Origin of the sequence: Mycobacterium bourgelatii (assembly GCF_010723575.1) — a bacterium.
GTDB classification, from domain to species: Bacteria; Actinomycetota; Actinomycetes; order Mycobacteriales; family Mycobacteriaceae; genus Mycobacterium; species Mycobacterium bourgelatii.
The window spans coordinates 4853351-4874990 of record NZ_BLKZ01000001.1 but is presented as its reverse complement, the minus strand read 5'-3'; the positions used below and the strand labels follow the sequence as shown (position 1 = coordinate 4874990).

Annotated in this window: 12 protein-coding genes; 5 read left to right on the top strand and 7 right to left on the bottom strand. The window is 68.6% G+C overall.

The window, feature by feature from the left end; translation table 11 throughout:
- Window position 1 precedes the first annotated feature (1 nt).
- Complete coding sequence (locus G6N68_RS32180; protein WP_371871640.1) at window positions 2-778, bottom strand: PE-PGRS family protein; 777 nt, start codon at window positions 776-778, stop codon at window positions 2-4.
- The gene (locus tag G6N68_RS20895; RefSeq protein ID WP_163716383.1) at window positions 778-2556 is read right to left on the bottom strand and encodes a PE family protein; all 1779 of its coding nucleotides are present in this window, start codon (window positions 2554-2556) and stop codon (window positions 778-780) included. Before G6N68_RS20895 ends, G6N68_RS32180 begins: the two co-directional genes overlap by 1 nt.
- A gap of 405 nt (window positions 2557-2961) precedes the next feature.
- Here G6N68_RS20895 and G6N68_RS20890 point away from each other — a divergent pair, with 405 nt between their 5' ends.
- Window positions 2962-4227 carry an MFS transporter gene (locus G6N68_RS20890; RefSeq protein WP_163716380.1) on the top strand — a complete coding sequence of 422 codons (1266 nt, stop codon included), beginning with the start codon at window positions 2962-2964 and terminating at the stop codon, window positions 4225-4227.
- Here G6N68_RS20890 and dapD read toward each other — a convergent pair.
- On the bottom strand, window positions 4224-5168 hold the full coding sequence (gene dapD, locus G6N68_RS20885) for a 2,3,4,5-tetrahydropyridine-2,6-dicarboxylate N-succinyltransferase (RefSeq protein ID WP_163716377.1): 945 nt from the start codon (window positions 5166-5168) through the stop codon (window positions 4224-4226). The genes G6N68_RS20890 and dapD overlap by 4 nt on opposite strands.
- Window positions 5169-5237: 69 nt before the next feature.
- On the opposite strand from dapD, the gene dapE reads away from it, so the two are divergent.
- Window positions 5238-6302 (top strand): succinyl-diaminopimelate desuccinylase, encoded by a 1065-nt coding sequence (dapE, locus tag G6N68_RS20880; protein WP_163716374.1) that lies wholly within the window; start codon window positions 5238-5240, stop codon window positions 6300-6302.
- Between the two features lie 14 nt (window positions 6303-6316).
- Here the strand turns inward: dapE and G6N68_RS20875 are convergent, their stop codons facing one another.
- The gene (locus G6N68_RS20875) at window positions 6317-6730 is read right to left on the bottom strand and encodes a hypothetical protein (RefSeq protein WP_163716372.1); all 414 of its coding nucleotides are present in this window, start codon (window positions 6728-6730) and stop codon (window positions 6317-6319) included.
- Between the two features lie 4 nt (window positions 6731-6734).
- On the bottom strand, window positions 6735-9542 hold the full coding sequence (locus tag G6N68_RS20870) for a LuxR C-terminal-related transcriptional regulator (RefSeq protein WP_163716370.1): 2808 nt from the start codon (window positions 9540-9542) through the stop codon (window positions 6735-6737).
- A 381-nt stretch (window positions 9543-9923) separates the two neighbouring features.
- Here G6N68_RS20870 and G6N68_RS20865 point away from each other — a divergent pair, with 381 nt between their 5' ends.
- Entirely contained in the window at window positions 9924-15428 is a 5505-nt protein-coding gene (locus G6N68_RS20865; RefSeq protein WP_163716367.1) for a PE family protein, read from the top strand.
- A 195-nt stretch (window positions 15429-15623) separates the two neighbouring features.
- Here G6N68_RS20865 and G6N68_RS20860 read toward each other — a convergent pair whose 3' ends face one another.
- The gene (locus tag G6N68_RS20860) at window positions 15624-17768 is read right to left on the bottom strand and encodes an ATP-binding protein (RefSeq protein ID WP_163716364.1); all 2145 of its coding nucleotides are present in this window, start codon (window positions 17766-17768) and stop codon (window positions 15624-15626) included.
- A gap of 57 nt (window positions 17769-17825) precedes the next feature.
- On the opposite strand from G6N68_RS20860, the gene log reads away from it, so the two are divergent.
- Window positions 17826-18386 carry a cytokinin riboside 5'-monophosphate phosphoribohydrolase gene (gene log / locus G6N68_RS20855; RefSeq protein WP_163716361.1) on the top strand — a complete coding sequence of 187 codons (561 nt, stop codon included), beginning with the start codon at window positions 17826-17828 and terminating at the stop codon, window positions 18384-18386.
- A 36-nt stretch (window positions 18387-18422) separates the two neighbouring features.
- Window positions 18423-20213: a long-chain-acyl-CoA synthetase FadD6 gene (gene fadD6, locus G6N68_RS20850; protein WP_163716358.1), complete on the top strand. Its 1791-nt coding sequence runs from the start codon at window positions 18423-18425 to the stop codon at window positions 20211-20213.
- 235 nt (window positions 20214-20448) lie between these two features.
- On the opposite strand, the gene G6N68_RS20845 is transcribed toward fadD6, so the two are convergent.
- Window positions 20449-21303, bottom strand: coding sequence for a type IV toxin-antitoxin system AbiEi family antitoxin (locus G6N68_RS20845; protein WP_163716356.1), 855 nt, complete (start codon window positions 21301-21303; stop codon window positions 20449-20451).
- Window positions 21304-21640 lie beyond the last annotated feature (337 nt).

Here is a 21640-nt window from a genome sequence, read left to right as displayed (position 1 = left end):
GTTATGGCAGCCCGTTGACGCCGTCGGAGCCCAAGATCGGTCCGGCCGCACCGCCGGCTCCGGGGCTGCCGGGAATCTCGCCGTCGCCGCCGTTGCCGCCGTTGCCACCGTTGCCGACGAGCCCTCCGCCACCGCCGACCCCGCCGTTACCGCCAGTAGTGCCGGGGTCTGGCAAGACGGGGAATTTGCCGGACCCACCGGCGCCGCCCGCGCCTCCGTTGCCCACCAGCTGACCGCCCTGACCACCGTTGCCACCGGCCCCGGCTACCCCGAGGAACGGGGCGGCTCCGCCGATCCCGCCGGTCCCGCCGTTGCCGATCAGCAACGCGTTGCCGCCGTTGCCGCCGACGCCCCCACCACCGCTGCCGAGTCCTCCGTTGCCGCCGTTGCCGCCCGTGGACATCAGCATCCCGCCGTTGCCACCGTGGCCGCCGGCACCACCGGTCGCACCGGCGAGAGACAAGACCGTTCCGCCTTGCCCGCCGGCGCCGCCGTTGCCGAACAGCAGTCCGGCGTTGCCGCCTGCTCCACCCGTCGCGCCAACGGCGTTCCCGGGGGACGTGCCCGCATCGCCGCCGGCGCCACCGGCCCCGGTCAACATGCCTGCGTTGCCGCCAGCTCCGCCGGCGCCCGATGCGCCATCTCCGAATCCGCCGCTCCCGCCGTTGCCACCGCCCGCGCCGGCCAGCCCGCCGGTCCCACCGGCGCCACCGGCCCCGCCTGTGCCCGCGAAGCCAGCCCCTGTCCCGCCGGTACCGCCGTGTCCGCCGGCGCCCATCAGCGCTCCGGCCCCACCGTTACCGCCCCACCCCCAACCGCGCCTGCGAAGGTGGTTAACCCGCCGTTGCCGCCAATCCCGCCGGAACCGAACAGCAGCCCGCCCGCCCCACCGTTACCGCCGGCCCCACCGTCACCGGTTGACGAGCTTCCACCCGCCCCACCGGTGCCGCCGGTACCCCACAGGCCGGCAACCCCGCCGTCACCACCTCGCGCGCCCGGCCCGCCTGAACCACCGGCCCCGCCGTCGCCGAGCAACCATCCGCCGGGGGAGCCTGGCAGTCCGCTGCCCGCGGGTGCGGGTGTGCCGTTGCCGATCAGCGGGCGCCCAGTCAGGGCCTGGATGGGCGCATTCACGGCCACGAGAGCCTGCTGTTGCAGGATGTGCAGGGGATTAGTGCTGACGGCGGCATTGAACCCGTCCGCACCCAACAGCAGCCCGCTGGTACCACCGACGCCGGTGCCTCCGTGAGTCGCGCCGGTGCCGCCCACACCGGCGTTGCCGCCGTTGCCGATCAGCACGCTGGCCCCGCCGGCCCCGCCGCCTGCACCCGCGCCGGTCAGGCTGGATCCGCCCGCGCCGCCCGCGCCGCCGTTGCCCCACAGTAGGCCGGACCGCCCGCCGATTCCGCCGCCCCCGCCGGGGCCCTCGGGACTGGCGCCGCCGGCCCCACCCACACCGCCGTGTCCGAACAGGCCGGCATGACCACCCGCCCCGCCGGCTGCGCCCGCTCCACCGCCCACGTCGCTAGCGGTCGATCCGCCAGGCCCGCCGGCACCGCCGTTGCCCCACAACAGACCCCCGTTGCCGCCATTGCCACCGATTCCTCCATTGCCGAAGCTGCCAGCCCGCCCGGCGGCCCCGCCGGGGCCACCGGCGCCGCCGTTACCCCCGAGCAGCCCACCGTCTCCGCCGTGGCCGCCCGCACCTCCCTCGAAGCCCCCGAAACCGCCCGCCCCGCCGTGGCCGCCGCTACCGCTGAGCAGCCCGGCAAACCAACCCGCTGCGCCGCCGTTGCCGCCGTCCCCGCCGATGACGCCCGGTGCGCCGGCACCGCCTGCGCCCCCAGCACCAAATAACCCGCCGATACCGCCCGCTCCGCCGAACCCGCCAATTCCCAGAGCGGCTGCACCGCCGGGCCCGCCCGCCCCGCCGGTGCCCCAGAACTCGCCGCCGGCCCCGCCAGCCCCGCCCGCTCCGCCTCGCCCGCCGGAGGCTGTCGCGAACCCGCCGGCGCCGCCGGCCCCGCCTGTGCCCCACAGACCGGCTGCCCCACCGGCGCCGCCTGGCCCGCCATCGGGGCCCTGCACACCCGAACCCCCGGCCCCGCCGTTGCCGAACAACCATCCACCCGGCGCACCGTTTTGACCAGTGCCCGGAGCGCCGTTGGCCCCGTTGCCGATGAGGGGTCGTCCGGTGGCGGCCAGGACCGGCCCGTTGATCGCGTTGAGCAAGCCCTGCTGCACCGTCTCCGCCGGATTGGCCAGTGCCGCGGCGGCGGCCGTTTCGGCGTTGGCATAGGACCCCGCGCCCAAAGTCAGTGCCTGTACGAACTGCGTATGAAACGCCGCCGCCTGCGCACTGAGCTGCTGGAAGCTCTGAGCGTGTCCGGAAAACAACGCCGCGATCGCCGTCGACACTTCGTCGCTGGCCGCTGCGACTACCGATGTCGTCTGGGTGGCCGCCGCGGCATTGGCCGAATTTAATGTGGAGCAAATACGAGATAAATCGGCAGCAGCTACAGCCAGCGAATCTTGCACCACAACAACAAACGACATCAGAGCCTCCAGACATGTGCCCGAGCACCTGTCATGCTGCGCATTTTGGCGCCTTGATCAATGGTGCTCGTTGCGAGGAAAGCTTAGCGCGATTCGCGTTAATACCGTCCAGTAGAATGGATTTAGTCGAGGACACTGAGAAGGAACTCGAGGCACTCCGGAGCGTCAGCCATCCGTTTGGGCTTGCGTAGCCTCGATGACTCCCGCTTACAACAGTCAATTTGACCCATTGTGTCAGCAAACTTAACTAATTGTTTCAAAAGCGCGGTGGGTAAACGTTTACTGCGGCTTCATCGGTCGACGGAGCGTCCCAGGATGTTGACAGGATTTTCACGGGCGGAAATCGGGGCAAGACCAAGCGTCATCACATACCGTCGTGCCGTGTACAGCCCACCCCTCACATCGATGAAGCGTGTGGCGACCGCCTGTCTCGTCGGCTCGACGATCGAGTACTACGACTTCCTGATCTACGGGACTGCCGCGGCGCTGGTGTTTCCGACGGTCTTCTTCCCGCATCTCAGTCCGGCCGTGGCCACCGTCGCCTCGATGGGCACCTTCGCCGCGGCGTTTGTCACCCGGCCGATCGGCGCGGCCGTCTTCGGGCACTACGGGGACCGGCTGGGCCGCAAGAAGACCCTGGTCGCCACGTTGCTGATCATGGCGGTGTCGACGGTGGGCGTCGGCCTGGTCCCGAGCGCGGCGGCCATCGGCCAAACGGCTCCGTTGATTCTGACCGGCCTGCGCCTGCTGCAGGGGTTTGCGGTCGGGGGCGAATTCGCCGGCTCAGCGCTGTTGAGCGCCGAGTACGCGCCCCCGGACAAGCGCGGCCTTTACGGCATGTTCACCATCATCGGCGGCGGAGCGGCGCTGGTGGTGACCAGCCTGACCTTTCTGGGCGTGAACTACACGATCGGGGAGCGCAGCCCGGCGTTCATGCAATGGGGTTGGCGCATACCGTTTTTGGTCAGCGTGGTGCTGATCGCGATCGCGTTGTATGTCCGGCTCAACATCGACGAAACACCGGTGTTCGCGCGCGAGAAGGCTCGCAGCGGGGGATCGGAGGCGCCGGTCGCCGAGGTATTGCGTCGGCAGCGCCGAGAGATTGTCCTGGCCGCCGGCGCCGGCATGAGCGGCTTCGCCTTCGTGTACCTGGCCAGCACCTACTTCGCCACGTACGCCCGCACCCAGCTGGGGTATTCACGCGGGCTCATATTGTTCGACGGCGTGGTGGGCGGGTTGACGTGCATCGTGTTTGCCGCGTTCGGGGCCGCGCTGTCGGATCAATTGGGGCGCCGCCGCATCATGCTGCTGGGGCGGACGCTGGCGCTGCCCGTGGCGCTGGTGGTCATGCCACTGATCGACTCCGGCCGTCCCGAGCTGTACGCACTTGCCCTTATCGGCATGTATGCGGTCGCGGCTTTCGGCGCCGGACCCACGGCGTCGTTCATCCCCGAACTGTTCGCCACTCGCTATCGGTATACGGGCACCGCGCTGGCGGGCAATCTGGCGGGCATCGCCGGCGGCGCGATACCGCCGCTGATCGCCAGCACCCTAATGACGGCCTACGGCAGCTGGGCGCTGGGCGTGATGATGACCGCCTTGGCGCTGGTCAGCCTGCTCTGTACCTACCGGCTTCCGGAAACCGCCGGAGCGGAGCTCGCCGCCGTCTAGTTGGCGTGCAGATCCTCGTTGAGTGCAATGCCATGGGTGTCTCGGGAGACCACCTCGACCGTGCCCGTCAGCGAATTGCGGCGGAACAACAGATTGCTGCTGCCGGACAGTTCCCGCGCCTTGACCGACGTGCCGTCGGGCAGGGTGACCTTGGTTCCGGCGGTCACATACAACCCGGCCTCCACCACACAGTCGTCGCCGAGTGAAATACCCACTCCGGCGTTGGCGCCGAGCAGACACCGCTTGCCAATAGAGATGACCTCTTCGCCGCCACCGGACAGCGTGCCCATGATCGAGGCGCCGCCGCCGACATCGGATCCGTCGCCAACCACCACACCCGCCGAGATTCGGCCCTCCACCATGGATGCGCCCAGAGTGCCGGCGTTGAAGTTGACGAACCCCTCGTGCATCACGGTGGTGCCGGGGGCCAGGTGGGCGCCCAGGCGTACCCGGTCGGCGTCGGCGATGCGCACACCGGAAGGCACCACGTAGTCGACCATCCGGGGGAACTTGTCGACCCCGTACACCGTCACCGGACCGGTGCGGCGTAGTCGGGCCCGCACCGCTTCAAACCCCTCGACAGCGCAGGGACCCCGGTTGGTCCACACCACATTGGTCAATACACCGAAGAAGCCGCCGGCGTTCAGTCCGTGCGGCGCCACCAACCGGTGCGACAGCAGGTGCAGTCGCAGGTAGGCGTCGTAGGCGTCGGCGGCCGCATCGTCCAGCGAGCCGATCACCGTGCGAACGGCGACGGTTTCGGTGCTGCGGTCGTCGTCGCGGCCGACCAGCGCGGCCAGCTCGGCGGGAACGTCGGACAAGGCCAATCGCGTGGTGGCACTGGTCCCCGGCCCCGTCAGTTCCGGCGCGGGGAACCAGACATCGAGGACCGAACCGTCGGAAGCGAGGGTCGCGACCCCAATACCTGCAGCTCCAGTCACGGACGAACAGGCTACTTCCCCCGTCGAGCAGACACAAAAGCTACGGCTTCCGCAAACTAAGCTGGCCACGTGCTGGACTTGCGCGGGGACCCCGTAGACCTGACCGCAGCGCTCGTGGACATTCCCAGCGAGTCGCGGGACGAGGGGCGCATCGCCGACGAGGTGGAAGCGGCGCTGCGTGCGCAGACCTCCGGGTTCGAGATCATTCGCAACGGCAACGCAGTGCTGGCGCGCACGGCATGGGGCCGGCCGTCGCGGGTCATGCTGGCGGGCCACTTGGACACGGTCCCCGTCGCGGACAACCTGCCCAGCCGCCGCGCCGGCGGCGTGCTGCACGGCTGCGGGACGGCAGACATGAAGTCCGGTGACGCGGTCTTCCTCCATCTGGCCGCGACCGTGGCCGAACCCGCGCACGACCTCACGCTGGTCTTTTACGACTGCGAGGAAATCGATTCGGCGGCAAACGGGTTGGGGCGCATCCAGCGCGAGCTGCCCGAGTGGCTGGTCGCCGATGTGGCCATCCTGGGTGAGCCCACCGCGGGTTGGATCGAAGCCGGCTGCCAGGGCACCCTGCGGGTCGTCATAAGTGCCAGCGGGACTCGCGCCCACTCGGCTCGATCGTGGTTGGGCGACAACGCAATTCACAAGTTGGGTGCCGTGCTGGACCGGCTGGCCTCGTATCAGGCACGCAGCGTCGACATCGACGGATGCGTCTACCGTGAGGGTTTGTCGGCCGTGCGCGTCGACGGCGGCGTGGCAGGCAACGTGATTCCGGACGCGGCTTCGGTCACGGTCAATTTTCGCTTTGCTCCGGACCGATCGGTGGAGGCCGCGCTGCAGCACGTCCGCGACGTATTCGACGGTCTCGATGTGCGGATCGAAGTGACCGATACCGCCGCGGGTGCCTTGCCGGGGTTGGCGCAGCCCGCCGCCAAGGCCTTGGTCGACGCCGCGGGTGGCCAGGTGCGGGCGAAGTACGGCTGGACGGACGTGTCTCGCTTTGCGGCCCTTGGCATTCCGGCGCTCAACTACGGCCCCGGTGACCCGAACCTGGCGCACAAGCGCGATGAGCGGGTCGACGTCGAGGAGATCACCGCTGCGGTGGCCATGCTGCGCCGTTACTTAAGCGCGTAGCGTGCTGGCCCCTGCTACAGCGCAACCGAAATCGGCTCGTCTTCAACACCCGTAACGGCGACGACTTCGCCGGCCTGGCAGGACTCGCTCGGGGCAGGGGTATCTGCCTCAGCTGACGAAAAACTGTCCAGTCTCGCGGCGGTAGTCAGGTTAGCGCTGATATTGGCAGTGACTCGGTCGGGCGTCCAGCCCGCGTGTTGACAAGCGCGCACCACCAGTTCGGGATTGTCGGACTTGAACACGCCGTAGAGCACATCGTCACTTGGAGCGACCAAGGTCAACTCCAAACGAACCTCCGCCCCGCCAGCGCTGATCGTCGCAGCGCTGGCCTCCAAGGCTGCGGTGGTCCGCGCCAGCGGCGCGCCGGTCAATATCGCGTCATACCACTCGACCAGGTAGAGCTCAGTTGGCCGTGAAGTTGGGTCCACGGGCTCAACGGTAGTCATCGGCATCCTCCGGGGAACCAGGGTTTTCCCTGGAGTTTGGCGGTGAGTTTGGGGGTCGTAGCCGGGCGTGCAGCTGCGATCGGGAGCGGATCCCGAGTTTCCGGTACACGCGCGACAGGTTCATCTCGACCGTCTTCGGAGATAAGAAGAGTTCGGCGGCGATGTCGCGGTTGGACATGCCTGCGGCCGCTCGTTCGGCCACGTTGCGCTCCGTAGGGGTCATTTCGGTTCCGTCGCTGGGGGAGACGTTGACGCGGGCCAGTTCGGCACGGGCGCGTGCGGCCCAGAGCGGGGCGCCGACGCTCTCGAAGGTGTGTAGCGCCTCTTGAAGGATCTGGGCGGCGGCCTGCTTGCGGCGGCGGCGGCGCTGGAGTTGGCCGACGACGAGTTGGGTGCGGGCGCGCTCGAAGGGCATGGGTAGCCGGTCGTGATGCTGCAATGCTTCCTGTGCGGCGGCTGCGGCGGCGTCGAGGTCGCCGTCGGCGGCCAGCAGGAGAGCTCGGCCGCGGGCGCCCATGGCCAGCATCCAGGGCCGGTCCAGTCGCGTGCCGTTCGTTTCCAGTGCAGTAACCAAGGGTCTGGCCTCGTCGAGGCGGTCGAGCGCGACCAGCGCCTTGATCGCGTCAGGCAGATACCCGCCCACCACAATTTCGGTGTCGTGGGCGGGGTCAAAGTTGGCTAGTAGCGGCTTGAGGATGGTCGCGGCGGCCTCGTAGTTAGCGAGCGAAACCTCCAAGAACGCCAGGGCAGCCGTCGCGGCGATGGTCTTGAAGTGGATGCCATAGTCGCGGGCTATCTCGATGGCCTTGAGTGCCGCGCGGCGGGCCTCGTCCTCGCGACCGCGCTGCGCGGCGACCGCGGCCTGACAGTTCAGCACCGTAGCAAGAAGGGTGTAGCTGTCGAGCTGTTCAGCACGCTGCACGGCTTCGTCGGCGCGGCGCGCCGCGTCGTCGACGTGGCCCAGCCAGAGGTCCACCAGTGTGGTGAACTCGGCTATCGAGACGATGTCGAGTTCGTTGCCGCGGTCCACACATATCTGTTCAACCTCGGCCAGTTTGACGCGGGCTTCGTGCAGCTTGCCGGTCCACGCGCAGTTGATCGCCGCGACGGTGGTGGCGCGCAGGGTGGCGGGTCCGGTGCTGTCATGGTCCTCTAGCTCCAGCGCGGTCGCGAGCGCCTTTTCGTCGGTGCCCAGGCCGTGCATGAAACCGATGTGGACCCACAGCGCGAGTGCTTGGCTGCGCGGACCGGGGGCGCCGAGTTGTTGTGCATCGGCGACCGCGCGGCGCGCATATGCCACCGATGCCGCCAGATCGCCGGTGAGGCCGACGGCCAGGGATAACAACATCAGGCCCTGCAGGCGCAAGGGGGGAATGTCGCGGGCTTCGGCGACGACTTGGGACAGTGCCTCGACGGCCTGGGGTAGTCGATCTCGGTAGCCGTCAATCGCTCCGCGCAGCATTAGCGCGAGCGTCCGCAGCGTTCCGGGTTCCAGAACGCCCATGATCGATTGCAACCGGTCGTCGGCTTTGGCGAAGGATCCGGCCCGGAAGTGTTGTTCGGCGGCGCGTAGGCGCCGCACTGGATTGTCGCCACCGAGGCTGATTGCGAGGTCGAGCAGTTCGGCCGCTGCGCTCGGGGCGCCGCGGGCGGCAACGGCGTCGACGGCGGCATCGATGGCTTGCAGGGTCGTTTCGTCGGCGGTGACAGCTGCCTGGGCTAGGTGACCGGCGCGCAGTTCGGGCACTTCGGTCAGTTCAGCCAGCTTGCGGTGCATGGCGCGGCGTTGCGCGGCGCGGGCCGCTGTGTAGATGCCGTGGGCCAGCAGTGGGTGGGTGAACTGCAGCCGGTTTCCGTCCAGCGTGATGATGCCCTGAGTTTCGGCGTGTTCGAGCAGGTGGATCGTGTCATCCACGGTGGTGCGTGTTACTTGGGCTAGCTGGACCACTGTGGGGTTGGCTGCGCAGGAGGCAGCCAGCAGCAGCTGAGAAGTCTTTTCGTCCACAGTGCCTATGTGCTGGCGGACAACTTCGTTGAGCGACGCGGGTAGCTGTAGTCGGCCCAGGGGCGTGGAGTCGTCGAGGGCGCGGGCCAGTTCCAGGGCGTAGAACGGGTTACCTCCGGAGACCTGGTGTATTCGGGTGATTACCGGGCGGGAGAGAGTGCGGCCGAGTCGGGCTTTGATCACCCCGTGCAGCCCGCCCAGGCTTAGCGGACCCAAGGTCATGCGGGTCAGCTGGTCGGGGTGAGGCAGGTGCAACCAGGAGGGGACTGGGTTCTTGTTGTCGGTGCGGATCGTGGCTGTGATCCCGACACGACCGGTGAGTCGGCGTGCGGCGAAGGCGACGACGGCGCGGCTGGGGGAGTCCAGCCATTGCAGATCGTCGATGGCTACCAGCACCGGTGATTGTTGAGCCAACAGGCGCAGGACCGACAGGAATGCCGCGGCGGCCGCGTGTTCGTCGGTGTCCGGGCCGTCGTGGCCGCGCAGCAGCACCCGGTCGAGGGCAACACGCTGCACCGGGGGGAGCTGGTCGAACAGAGCGGGCTCGAGGGTGGCGAGCAGGTCGGCCAGGGCCGCGTACGACAGCTTGGCTTCGGCGGCCGATGCCCTAGCGGTGAGCACGCAAAAGCTCGACTCGGTAGCACGGCGGATGGTCTCCAACCACACCGTGGTCTTGCCGATCCCCGCTGCACCCTCGAACACCAGTCCAGCCGGGCCGCCTTCGATGCGGGCCAAGAACTTCGATGACTCGCGAGACTCAGCCTCCCGAATCGTCGAAAGGTTGCCCACGCGCGGGATTTTCGCAGTTCATGGTGGCCTACCGCACCATATTCATAGCATTTTCATAGAACCCTGTTGGGGTGCATGAGTGACATCCGCGAGGGGGCCCAAGGGTGCGGGACGCGAACGCGGTGTGCGGGCGCAGACGATCGCGATCCTGGCACCCGGGGGCATGGGAGCGGGAGGGGACGTGAAATCTCACTCGGTCGTGCGCCGGGTGGTTCCCGCGTCTTGATCGGGTCTCAACTCCAGGGAAATCCCTGTATCGGTGCGGGGTTGTGCGCCTTACTGTTCGACCAGTTCGTCGACCACGGGACGGTTGCGCCCACTGTGGCCGAGGTGCTTTCAGTCTCGTCGTTCGACGGGTCTGCCTGGGGAAGGGGGCCGGTGATGTCCTATCTGGTGGCGGTGCCGGAGTTGGTGACGGCGGCGGCGACACAGGTGGCGGGTATTGGCTCGTCGTTGAGCGCAGCCAATGCGGCGGCGGTGCCGATCACCGGGTTAGCGGCCGCAGCCGGCGATGAGGTGTCGGCGGCGATCGCGACGTTGTTTTCCAACTATGGCCAGGTGTATCAGGCGCTAAGCGCTGAAGCGGCGGTGTTTCAGAGTCAGTTTGTGCAGGCGTTGAGTGCTGCAGGTAATGCATTTGCGGTTGCCGAGGCGGCTAACGCATCGCCGTTGCAGATGCTCGAGCAGCAGTTGCTGGGTGTGATCAATGCTCCGACCAATTTGTTGTTGGGGCGTCCGTTGATCGGTGATGGTGTCGATGGCGCGGCGGGAACTGGGGCAAACGGTGGGGCAGGGGGGATTTTGTGGGGCAGTGGCGGTCGGGGTGGATCGGGTGCGCCCGGACAGGCCGGTGGTAGGGGTGGGGATGCGGGGTTGTTCGGTAATGGCGGTGCCGGCGGCGCGGGTGGGGTTGGCATCGGTAACGGCGGCGCGGGGGGTAATGGCGGTGCGGGGGGCAATGGCGGGTTGTTCGCGGGGAATGGTGGCGCTGGCGGTGCGGGTGGGGCCGGCGCGGCCGGCGTGATCGGGACTGCTGGCACGGTGGCATCGATCCACGGCGGTGTGGGTGGTGTTGGGGGCGCGGGCGGCATGGGTGGGGCCGGTGGTAATGCGGGGTTGTTCAGTGGTTCCGGTGGGGCTGGTGGGCAAGGTGGAGCCGGTGGTGTGGGCGGTGCTGGCGGGGCCGGTGGTTTGGGGCCCATGAGTGCGACCGGTGTGGGTGGGACCGGTGGTGATGGCGGTGATGGCGGCACGGGTGGTCAGGGTGGTGCTGGCGGCGCTGGTGGTCGGGGTTCGGCGTTGTTCGGTCAGGCCGGTGCTATGGGCAATGGTGGCGATGGGGGTACTGGCGGTAACGCCGGAGCGCCGGCTGATGGTGGTGTGGGCGCGGCGGGGACGGTCGATAGTCCCGATGGCGCCGCCGGTGGTGCCGGCGGTAATCCAGGCAATGCGGGTGTGGGGGGTGGGGGTGGCGCCGGGGCGGTGCAGGGTGCCCAGGGTGCATCGGGGATGCCGGTGCTCAGTGGCGGGAACGGCGGTGCCGGTGGTGCGGGGTATGACGCGGTGGCGCCGGGCCAGATCGCTGGCAATGGCGGGGCCGGTGGCGCCGGGGGTAAGTACGGCAACGGCGGCGAGGGTGGTCGCGGTGGCCATGCCGTTCCGGCCGGCGGTGGTTTCGCCGGTGGTGTCCCTGCCGGGGGCGGTTTTAGTCTGTTCAGCCTCGACGCGCCGGCTGAGGGAGTCGGCGGTACCGGTGGTGCGGGGGGTACGGGTGGTGTGCTCGCCGGTAGCGGCGGTACCGGTGGTGCGGGCGGCAACGGTGCCGATGCCGGTGCCGGCGGTCATGGTGGCGATGGCGGTCAGGCCCTGGCACTAGGGGCGGCCGGCGGTGATGGCGGTGCTGGTGGGGCTGGTGGCTTGACCGGTAATGGTGGGGCGGGCGGCAACGGTGGGACGGGGGGCCCGGGTGCCCCCGGTACTACCGGCGCTGACGGCAACGGCACCGAGGGCGGTGCCGGTGGGGTGGGTGGTAGCGGCGGCGCGGGCGGGTCAGCGGGGCTGTTGGGTGGTGATGGCGGTGCCGGCGGGAACGGCGGGGCTGGCGGGGTCGGCGGGACCGGCGGGACCGGTGCCAACGGTGCGGATGCCACCGTCGCCGGTGGCGCTGGTGGTGTCGGCGGCGACGGGGGTGCCGGCGGGGTCGGCGGGGCCGGCGGGATTGGGGGTGCTGGCGGCGCAGCGCCTAACGGTGTGGCCGGGCCCAACGGCGACGGCGGCGCCGGTGGTGCCGGCGGGGACGCGGGGGCGCCTGGCGATGGGGGTAAGGGTGGTGCCGGTGATGCGACCACTCCCACCGGTGGGCCTGGTGGCTCGGGGGGTAAAGCCGGTCCCGTTGGCGGTGGCGGGCAGGGTGGTGCGCCCGGCACGGGGGGTTTGGAAGGCAGCGGTGCCAGTGGGGCCTCGGGTGCCGCTGGTGCCGAGGCCTACGGGGTGGGCAACGGCGCTGATGGGGGTGATGGTTTTAACGCCACGACCCCGGACGGGAATGGCGGCGACGGCGGGCATGGCGGTGATGCCACCACCCCGGGTGCCCGGGGTGGGCATGGCGGTAACGGGGGCAATGCGTGGCTGACCGGAAGCGGCGGTAACGGTGGTAACGGCGGCAAGGGCGGAGCGGGGGTCGATGGCATCACCGGCGCCGACGGCAACGGCACCGCTGGCGGTGCCGGCGGGGCTGGCGGTAACGGCGGCAACGGCGGGTCGGGTGGCTCACAGTCCGGTAACGGCGGTCATGGCGGGCACGGGGGCACCGGCGGGACCGGGGGGACCGGTGGTACTGGGGCCAACGGTGCGGACGGGGTCTCTGCCGGCGGCAGTGGTGGTCACGGTGGTAGCGGCGGTGCCGGCGGCGCCGGCGGTGCCGGTGGTAATGGCGGTGCTGGTGGATTGGCGCCCGGCGGTATCGCGGGCAAGAGCGGGAACGGGGGTGCTGGCGGGATTGGGGGTGCGGCCGGTACCCCCGGTAACGGTGGCAGGGGTGGTGACGGTGATGCTGCCAATCCCCATGGTGGTGATGGTGGCATGGGTGGTGACCCGGGTGTTGCGGGTAAGGGTGGCGATGGTGGCGCCGCGGGGGGCCCCGGCGCAATCGCTGGGGCTAAGGGTCCTGATGGTGCCGCCGTCGTCAGTGGTGGCGATGGTGGTGACGGTGGGCATGGGTTCTATGGGGTGGTGCCGGGCGGTAGTGGTGGCCACGGCGGTAATGGGGGTAGGGGTGGAGCAGTCGGTAACGGCGGTAACGGCGGCTATGGGGGCAATGGTGCGGCCGGTGCTAGCGGCGCGCCGGGTACCGGCGCTTTCGGCGGTGCTGGCGGTGCTGGGGGTAACGGCGGTAGAGGCGGTGATGGGGTCAACGGCGGCCACGGTGGTATCGGCGGGGCCGGTGGCGCCGGTGGCGACGGCGCCGACGGTGCGAATGCGTCCTCGCCAGGCGGTTACGGAGGTGATGCTGGCAACGGTGGTGACGGGGGTGCCGGCGGTTTCGGCGGCGACGGTGGTAATTCCACTGCAGGGGGTGTGAACGGCAACGGTGGCGCGGGCGGGTTTGGTGGTGCCGCGGGGATGCCAGGTAATGGTGGTTGGGGCGCTGACGGTGATGCCGACAACCCCCATGGTGGACATGGCGGCAACGGCGGTAACCCCGGTGCTGTGGGCGTGGGCGGCCTCGGGGGTGCGGCGGGCATAGGAGGTGCTGGCGGGACCGCTGGGGTCCAGGGCACCGACGGTAACCCGGTCATCAGTGGGGGCCACGGTGGTGACGGTGGAAATGGCTTCTATGGGGTGCTGCCGGGCGCCAACGGCGGCCACGGCGGTAATGGGGGTCACGGTGGAGCGGTCGGTAACGGCGGTAACGGCGGCCACGGGGGCAACGGTGCGTACGGCGCTAGCGGTGTCAATCCTGGTGACAGCGGCGGGGCCGGCGGGGCCGGTGGTAACGGTGGTTTCGGTGGCAATGGGGTCAACGGAGGTCACGGTGGCGCCGGCGGGTTCGGTGGCTTCGGCGGCAATGGTGTGGGTGGCGCGGATGCGGTGTCCGCCGGTGGTCACGGCAACGATGGTGGCAACGGTGGTGACGGGGGTGCCGGTGGTTTCGGCGGCGCCGGTGGCAGTGCCGCTGGGGGTGTGGACGGTGACGGTGGCGCGGGCGGGTTCGGTGGGGCCGCGGGGATGCCCGGTGATGGCGGCAGGGGTGGTGACGGCGATGCCGGCACTCGCAACGGTGGGCATGGTGGTGACGGCGGTAACCCGGGTGCTGTGGGTGTGGGGGGTGACGGTGGTGCAGCGGGAGGCCCCAGCGGAGTCGCTGGGGCTAAAGGTGCTGATGGTCTCGCCGTCATCAGTGGTGGCCATGGTGGTGACGGTGGGCATGGATTTGCGGGTGATTTTCCGGTCATTAGTGGTGGTCACGGCGGTAATGGGGGTAATGGTGGAGCGGTCGGTAACGGCGGTGACGGCGGCCACGGCGGCAACGGTGGGGTCGGCGCCAGCGGCGCCCCGAATACCGGCTCCTTCGGCGGTCTCGGCGGGCCTGGGGGTAACGGCGGTAGAGGCGGCGATGGGGTCAACGGCGGCCACGGTGGTATCGGCGGGTCCGGTGGTGCCGGTGGCAACGGTGCCGACGGTGCGAGTGCGTCCTCGGCCGGAGATTTCGGCGGCAAGGGTGGCAACGGTGGCAAGGGGGGTAGTGGCGGTGCCGGTGGCGCCGGTGGCAACGCCGTTGCTGGGGGTGTGAATGGTGACGGTGGCGCGGGCGGGATCGGTGGTGCCGCGGGGATGCCCGGTAATGGCGGTCGGGGTGGTGACGGTGATGCCGGCACGCCCAATGGTGGGGATGGTGGTGACGGCGGTAACCCCGGTGCTGTGGGTGTGGGTGGGCTCGGGGGTCCGGCGGGCACGGGAGGTAGCGGGGGAACCGCTGGAGCCCAGGGCGCCGACGGCAACCCGCTCGTCAGTGGTGGCCACGGTGGTGACGGTGGACATGGGTTCTTTGGTGCCGGCAATGGTGGCCACGGCGGTAATGGCGGTCATGGCGGTGTGGTCGGCAACGGCGGTAACGGGGGCGACGGAGGCGACGGCGGAACAGGTAACGCGACTGGCGGCAACGGCGGTCACGGCGGTAACGGCGCCGTATTCGGTGGCAACGGCGGTGCTGGCGGCAACGGCGTCGGCACCGGAAATGGCGGGAACGGCGGGAAGGGCGGCAATGCGACCGTTACGAACAGCGCAGCTACGGATACCGCGATCGCTGGTGGCGGCGGGAAAGGCGGGGCTGGCGGGGGGTCCGGCGGGTTGGGCGGAGCCGGTGGTGCTGCCACGAACTGGGGAACCGGAGGCGCAATAGGAGGTACGGGTGGGGACGGCGGCTTCGGTATCGGTAGCGGCACCGGAGGCGCCGGCGGCAGCGGTGGCGCCGCTGCCGTCATGAACAACTCCGCTACAGGTGCCGCTAGCGGTGGTCGGGGCGGCGACGGCGGGAGCGGCGGGACCGGCGGGACCGGAGGCAACGGCGGTGCCGCTACTAACGACGGTACTGGCGATGCCAACGGCGGAGCGGGCGGAATGGGTGGCCAGGGCTTCGCCGGCTCCGGCGGCAAAGGCGGGAGGGGTGGCGTTGCCACAGTGGTCGACGGATCTACCGGTGTTGCGCGTGGTGGCCGCGGCGGCGACGGCGGTAGCAGCTCGGGCGCTGGTGTCGACGGTGGCGACGGCGGCGACGGCGGCGACACCTACGGAACCAACTTCGTCGTGGGTATCGGCGGGAAGGGCGGTAGCGGCGGGCCTGGCGGTTCACCCGGTTCATTCGGCAAGGACGGAGTGCCACTCTAGGGCGCGGCGCTTATCCGCTTAATCGATGTGCGACTGTCCCGTGTTGCCGTACATTTGAGCGCCGTCGGGGCGCGGCGCCAGCGCGAGCGCGTCCAGAATGCCGCCGCGGCGGCCCGGCCGGGGTCTGATACGCCTGCGGTCGTCTTAGGTCTTTCATCTGCGGTGCAGCGCCCGATTTGGCGGCGGCGATAGACGCTACGAACCGCCGCAGCCCTGAGCCTGCAGGGTGGCATCGGTGGCTGCCGCAACCATTCCGACTGCGGCGAGTTCGTCGGACACCGCGGCCAAAGCCCCTCCGTCACTATTGACCAGCGCCCGGGCATGACGCACGATGATTTGCCCTATAGCGCAATCGATTTCGCCCACCAACCGAGTCACCGGCTCCAGCGCACGGATATCTCCGAGACGAATGGCGTCATGCCAAACCAGCAGCGCCACCGCCGATTGCCCCGCCCGCTCGGCGGTCCGGGCCGCCTCCCGCACCGCCGTCAGCGCACCGGTCTTGTCCCGCGCCGTCGCCCTGGTCCAGGCCCGTGCCACCCCAAGCTCGGGTGCAAACAGCGCGGACTTCGTCCCGTGCCGAATTTCCGCGCGCCGGAACGCTTTTGCAGATCCCGGTATGTCCCCCTGCTGCGCAATAGCCGTCGCCGACAACGTCAACGACAGTGGACCCCACGAATAGCCGGACCGCTCCAACACTGCACTAGCCGGACCCAAAAGTGAGGCGGCGGCCGCGAACTCACCCTTGATGAGCAACACATACGCCAACAACACCTCACCAACGGACCGGCCCGGCTGCTGCAGTTCGGCAAAATCGGTGAAGCGTTGAGCAAGTGCCTGAGCTTCCTCGATCTGCCCGGCCATCACCAACGAAATGATCTGGCCCAGGCCAACAGTGAATCGCAGCAACCCGGGATGCTCGACTTCCGCCGCCCTCTCCGCTAACCGATCGACATCGGCCAGTCGGCCCATTCGTGCTGACGACAACACCCCCGCGCTTGCCGCCCAGGCCACGGCCTGGTCGCCGGCGTCCGGAACGGACAACACCTGATTAGCCAAAGATATTGCGCGCGTCAGATTCCCGGCGTTCATTGCGAACGTGGCCGTCAGGCCATCCAGCGTGGTACGTGCGGCAGGCTCGGTGACCCGGTTGCGGGTCGTCTGCAGAAACGCCGTGGCCTTTTCGGGTTCGCCGAGCATCCAGAACTGATTCGCCGCCCTGGGCACCGCCCAGGCGATCAACTCGGTCTCCGACAAATCCGCGGGATTCACGGCGGCCAACACCACGCCCGCCTCGCGGCCCCGACCCTGCCACGCCAGTGCCTGGCCTAGCACCAGGCGCGCCTCGAGCCCCTCGGAACGATCCAGCGCCGCCCGCGCCAACCGTTCGGCGAGCTTGAGATCACCAAGGCGCAGTGCCTGCTGCGCGGCGTCGACAACGTCAGCCACCGGCTGCGGCGCGTCGCTGTCCACCGCCAGGGACGCCAACCGCAATCGGTCGCTGAGGTGTTCGCAAGGATGGCCCGACAGCAGCCTGACCACCTCGGTGCGACGCTGGCGTGTTCCTTCGGTGCCCAACAACAAGCGTGCGCGCGCGCCGAACAGCGGATGCGCCGTGTACACCACGGGTTCGTCGTCGTCATGGTTGCGTACGCGGGTCTCGGCCGCGCCCAAGTCCTCCGCTTGACGCACCGCTCCGTCACCGGCCAGGACGGTGAGGTCGGCGACCGTCAGCGGCTCGGCGATGGCCAGATAGTCCAGTACCAGCCGAGCGGGTGCGGGCAGCCCGGCCAGGAACGCGTCTACCTCCGCCGGGGTCGATTGCCTCGCCGCCCCCGGTGGCGGCTCAAGGTCTATCCGCTCCAACAAACCATCGGTCCACAACGCCGCGATCGGCTCAGGTGCGACGTCGGCACGGGCGGTGACGATCATGCGCGCCGCCCCGGCAAGAGCCAGTTGATACACCAGGGTGGCTGACAGGACGTCCAGGTCGTGCGCTTCATCGACGATGAGCAGCAGATCGCTCTCCTGGCCGGCGCGGACCAGCGAGGCGCGGGCAGCCCGCAAAAGCCTTGCCGGCTTTCCGATTTCGGAGATGTCAACCAGGTGGCCGAAGGCGCCGAACGGAACCATTCGCTCGGTCGGGGTGCCCACGACCCACCGTGTCAGCGTTGCCGGATGGCGCTCGCAGAGTTGTTCGGCGGCCTGGCGCGCCAACGTGGATTTGCCGACCCCGTCGGGTCCAAGGACAACCGCGCCTCGATGTGCTTCGTCTTCCAGTGCGGCGTTTAGCCGCTCCAACGCCTCCGCGTGCTGCGGGACGTCCCATCGAATCGACACTGCCGAATTATCCCTTGCGTCATGAGTATGTCGGCGACTTGGTCTACGTTTCGGTATATGTCCCGTGACGCCGCGTCCACCGAGTGGGCGATATGCGTGTATTGCGCCGCCGGTCCCACCCACCCGGAACTGCTCGGGCTGGCCGCAGAACTCGGCGAGGCGATCGCTGAGCGGGGCTGGACTCTGGTGTGGGGCGGGGGGCATGTCTCGGCCATGGGTGCCGTGGCGACTGCGGCGCGAGCACGCCGTGGCTACACCGTCGGCGTCATCCCGGAGGAGTTGATGCGACGCGAGGTGGCCGACACCAACGCCCACGAGCTGATCGTCACCGCCACGATGCGGCAGCGCAAGCAGGTCATGGAGGACCGTGCCGACGCGTTCATCGTGCTGCCGGGCGGTGTCGGCACGCTTGACGAGATGTTCGACGCGTGGACCGGCGGCTATCTCGCGGCGCACGAAAAGCCGATCGTTTTGCTTGACCCGTGGGGCCACTACGACGGCCTGATTGTGTGGCTGAACGGGTTGGTCGACAGGGGTTACATCACCGAGGCAGCGATGGAACGGCTCACACTGGTCGATAAGGTGAGCGCGGCGCTGGAGGCGTGCTCGCCGGCTTGAGCGGAAAACTCAATCTCACCGCGAAGCGAGGATTCATTGGCTAATCACGACGACAGCGCGAAGGCAAGCGTCAAGTTCAGGCACATCGCATCCGAACTGCCCAGCCTGCTGGCCGACACGCCGTCCATTTTGCGCGGGGTGCGCACCGGACTGCTCGCGCTGCCCACGTCCAAGGTATCGATCGGCAGCGTCTTCCAGGACCGCGCCGCTCGCTACGGTGACCGGGTCTTCTTGAGGTTCGGCGACCAGCAGCTGACCTACCGCGACGCCAACGCGGCCGCCAACCGGTATGCGGCTGTGCTCGCCGCCCGCGGAGTCGGCCCCCACGACGTCGTCGGCATCATGCTGCGCAACTCGCCTAACGCGGTGTTGGCGATGCTGGCGGCGGTCAAATGCGGAGCCGTCGCCGGGATGCTCAACTACCACCAGCGCGGCGAGGTGCTGGCGCACAGCCTGGGCCTGCTCAAGTCGAAGGTGCTGATTGCCGAGTCCGACCTGGTCAGCGCGATCAGCGAAAGCGGCGGTATGGCCGGTGACGACGCCGGCGAGGTGCTGACCGTCGAGGACCTGGAACGGTTCGCCGCGACGGCGCCGGCCACCAACCCGGCATCCGTGTCGTCGGTGCGGACGAAAGACACCGCGTTCTACATCTTCACTTCGGGCACCACCGGGTTCCCCAAGGCCAGCGTGATGAGCCATCAGCGGTGGCTCCGTGCCCTGGCGATCTTCGGCGGATTGGGGTTGCGGCTCAAGCCATCTGACACGCTCTACTGTTGCCTGCCGCTGTATCACAACAACGCGTTGACGGTCGCGGTGTCCTCGACGATCAATTCGGGTGCAACGTTGGCCCTGGGCAAGTCGTTCTCCGCGTCGCGGTTTTGGGATGAGGTGATCGCCTACGACGCCACCGCGTTCGTTTACATCGGGGAGGTCTGCCGGTACCTGCTCAACCAACCGGCCAAGCCCACCGACCGGGCCCACAAGGTGCGCGTGATCGCGGGGAACGGGCTGCGGCCGGAGATTTGGGAAGAGTTCACCTCGCGCTTCAACATCCCACGGGTCTGCGAGTTCTACGCTGCCAGCGAGGGGACTTCGGCGTTCATCAACATCTTCAACGTGCCCGGGACCACCGGTATATCGCCGATACCGCTGGCTTACGTGGAGTACGACCCGGACACCGGAGAGCCGCTGCGTGACCAAAACGGACGGGTGCGACGGGTGCCCTCTGGCGAGCCCGGCTTGTTGCTCAGCCCGGTCAACAGGTTGCAGCCGTTCGACGGCTACACCGACAAGTCAGCGAGCGAAAAGAAGTTGGTGCGCAACGCCTTCAAGGAGGGCGACTGCTGGTTCAACACCGGTGACGTGATGAGCCCGCAAGGTCTTGGCCACGCCGCGTTCGTCGACCGCTTGGGTGACACCTTCCGGTGGAAGGGTGAGAACGTCGCGACCACCCAGGTCGAAGCCGCGCTGTCCTCGGACAAGAACGTCGAGGAATGCACGGTTTACGGCGTCGAGGTGCCGAATACCGGCGGGCGCGCCGGGATGGCGGCGATAAAGCTGCGTGAGGGTGCGGAGTTCGACGGCAAAAGGCTGGCCAGCACCGTGTACGGGGAGTTGCCCGTCTACGCGCTGCCACTCTTTGTGCGGGTGGTCGAATCGCTGGAGCACACCACCACGTTCAAGAGTCGCAAGGTGGACCTTCGTAAAGAGGCGTACGGCCCCGACATCGAAGACCCGCTGTATGTGCTGGCTGGGCGCGAGGAGGGCTACGTGCCTTACTACGACGAGTACCCCGCCGAGGTGGCCGCCGGTAAGCGCCCGCGCTAGCTCGTTCCTCTTCGCGTTGACACTGCGCTTTTGGCGGCGCCTTCTCGCGTTTTCCCGCCCAGGACGCAGAGTCAACGCGACGGGAGGAGCTGGTGGCGTTGACACTGCGCTTTTGGCGGCGCCTTCTCGCGTTTTCCCGCCCAGGACGCAGAGTCAATGCGACGGCAGGGGCTGGTGGCGTTGACACTGCGCTTTTGGCGGCGCCTTCTCGCGTTTTCCCGCCCAGGACGCAGAGTCAACGCCCCTTCGCAGCACTCCAGGCTTTTCTTACGCGACGGATCACGTCGTCCCGCCGGTGGCGGCCGACCACCCTGATATTGGTCCAGCCGACGTGGGTGATGTACTCCTGGCGGTCTACGTCCCGCGCGTGTTGAGCCGGGTCGGTCCAATGTTGCTCACCGTCATATTCGGCGGCCACCATCATGTCTTCCCAGCCCATGTCGAGGAAGTACTTGGGACAACCGTCTGGGCCGAGCACCGGAATCTGCGTCCGAGGCTTCGGGAAACCCGCTTCGATCAACAGCAGTCGCAGCCAGGTTTCTTTCGGCGATTGCGCACCGCCGTCGACGAGGTCCAGCGTCTTCTCCAATTGACGCAGGCCTCGCGTGTGACGATGGTTGCCAGCCAACTCCTCGACATCGCGCACCTTGAAGTCGACGGCTGCGGCAAGCGCATCGAGTCTTGCCACGGCGCGGCCTATGGAGCCACGCCGTCCGATGTCGAATGCCGTGCGCTCCGGCGTTGTGACCGGAATCCCGCGCAGTTGCTGAATTTCGCCTTCCAGCAGGCGGTCGTTACGCGTAATGATGCCCTGCGGCGCTCTGGCGTTACCCCAGATCAATTCGATCGGCGTCGCGTCGTCGACCCATTTGGCGCCGTGCAGCGCCGACGCCGCGGCGCCCGCCACCACAGCCTCTCGGCGCGACCACAGCCAGGCACCGACCGTGCGATGTTGCAGCGCCGGCTGGACCCGCTTGTCCAGGTAAACGCCCGGGAAGATGGGGCGGTAGTACATGCGCAACTCATGCCGCGTCAACCTCCCCTCGGCTAGTGCCTCACTGCCGATGAATGGTTGCTGCCCAGGCCCCATGCCCAGCCATAATGGTCGGGCACACCGACACCGCAATTGACTCTGCGTCCTGGGCGGGATTGTGCGAGAAGATGCCGCCAAATCTGCAGTGTGAACGCGATCTCCCCAGGCCACCGCAATTGACTCTGCGTCCTGGGCGGGAAAGAACGAGAAAATGCCGCCAAATTCGCAGTGTCAGCGCGATCTCCCCGGGGCCCCGCGTTGACTCTGCGTCCTGGGCGGGAATGTGCGAGAAGATGCCGCCAAATCTGCAGCGTCAGCGCGATCTCCCCAGGCCGCCGCGATGACTCTGCGTCCTGGGCGGGAATGTGCGAGAAGATGGCGCCAAATTCGCAGT